This window comes from Mesorhizobium sp. M4B.F.Ca.ET.089.01.1.1 (genome assembly GCF_004022605.1).
GTDB lineage: Bacteria > Pseudomonadota > Alphaproteobacteria > Rhizobiales > Rhizobiaceae > Mesorhizobium > Mesorhizobium abyssinicae.
Window position 1 is genome coordinate 1 of the sequence record NZ_RZOS01000763.1, and the last position, 1,697, is coordinate 1,697.

Annotated in this window: 2 protein-coding genes; both read right to left on the bottom strand. The window is 66.4% G+C overall.

What is annotated here, in order from left to right:
• Positions 1–44: 44 nt before the first annotated feature.
• On the bottom strand, positions 45–905 hold the full coding sequence (locus EN780_RS33605; protein WP_128276405.1) for a patatin-like phospholipase family protein: 861 nt from the start codon (positions 903–905) through the stop codon (positions 45–47).
• On the bottom strand, positions 902–1,697 hold a 796-nt coding region (locus tag EN780_RS33610), incomplete at its 5' end, for a pitrilysin family protein (RefSeq protein ID WP_133372865.1). The genes EN780_RS33605 and EN780_RS33610, both read right to left, overlap by 4 nt.

The following is a 1,697-nucleotide window of genomic DNA, read 5'->3' on the forward strand; positions in this document are numbered from 1 at the left end:
ATATGGGAGTATAACGCCGGGCGAAGCGGACGGAGCTGATTCGCTCACACCGCCTTCTTGCCGCGCTTGCCGCCGTGCTCTGCAACCGCCTTCTCGACGGCGCGTTTCAGTTCGTCCTTGATCTCGACCGTCTCGGCCATCAGCGTGTCGATCTTCAGGAAGTCGAGCACGCGGTATTTCGAGACGGCCGGGCGGATGAGGATGTCGGGCGGACACTGCCTCAGCTTGTTGGCGATGATCGACTGCATCATCAGTTGCGTGGCGCCGTACATCAAATCGACGGTGGTCGGGTGCCTGCGCTCGGCCTCGCTCGGCGCGCCGACGACGTCGATGGCGATGACGATGTCGGCGTCCTTTTCGATGAGGTCGAACGGCACCGGGTTGTAGATGCCGCCGTCGATCAGCACGCGGCCATCGCGGGTCACCGGCCGGAACACCGCCGGAATGGCCGCCGAGGCAGCCAATGCGGAATGCAGATCGCCGTCCTCGAAGACCGCAAGCTTGTGGCCGAAATAGTCGGTCGCCGTCACCTTGAGCGGGATCTTCAGCTCCGCGAAGGTTTCGGGAATGGCCTCTGGCAGGAAGGCCTTCAGGATGCGCTCGACATTGAACTGGCTGACGCGGATGCCGCTCTCCATCGCCTCGGCGATGGTGCCCGGCCGTGCCCGCCACATGCGCGAGGCCACCTCGGCGCGGCGGCCGAGGATCGAGCGGGCATAGTCGTGGGTGTCCTTGCCGGTCATGCCGGAGGCCATGCCGGCGCCCATGATGGCGCCGATCGAGGAGCCGGCGATGGCCACCGGCCTGATGCCGAGCTCGTCCAGCGCCTCGATGGCGTGGATGTGGGCCAGGCCCCGCGCGCCGCCGCCGCCGAAGGCAACGCCGAAGGTGGGGCCGCTGCTCATCCCTTGCCGCCTCCCGCAGCCTTGGCGAGCGGCGGCCCGACGACCATGATCGCCGGCGCGGGCGACAGCAGCTTCTTCGCCGCCGCCTTGACGTCATCCAGCGTCACCGCATTGATGAGGCCGGCGCGGCGCTGCAGATAGTCGATGCCCAGCCTGTCGAGCTGCAGTTCCACCAAGGTCGCCGCGATGGAGCCGGAGGAGTCCAGATTGTTGATGGCATAGGCGCCGATCATGTATTTCTTGGCCGCGTCGAGCTCAGCCTCTGTCGGACCTTGTTCGGCCAATGTCTTGACCACGTCGCGCACAATCGCAAGCGTCTCCGACGCGCGGTCGGAGCGGGTCGCGGTGGTGATGATCAGCGCGTTGGAATGCTGGTGATCGACCAGGTTGGAATCGACGCCATAGGCAAGGCCGCGCTTCTCGCGCACCTCGTCATAGAGGCGCGAGGTGAAGGTGCCGCCGCCGAGGATCTCGTTCATCAGCACCGCGGCGAAGAAATCCGGCGCACTGCGCTTCACGCCGGGATAGGCGAACTGCAGCGAGGTCTGCGGCAGGTCGTAGTCGACCTCCACCTGCTGGCCAAGCTTGGGTTGGGTGTCGGCGATGGCGGCGAGCGCCTGCCTCTGCGGCAGGTCGCCGAACAGTTGGTCGAGCTTCCGCTTCAATGTCGCGGCGTCGATGTCGCCGACCACGGCGACATGCAGGCCGTCGCGGGCGAAGCTCGCTTTGTGGAAGGCGCCGAGATCTGCCGGGGCGATCGCTGCGATGCTCTCCCTGGTGCCTTCGTCCGGC

Bases quoted from the DNA above. Each gene is read 5' to 3' on its own strand.
- EN780_RS33605 (WP_128276405.1), bottom strand. From the start codon at position 905: ATGAGCAGCGGCCCCACCTTCGGCGTTGCCTTCGGCGGCGGCGGCGCG.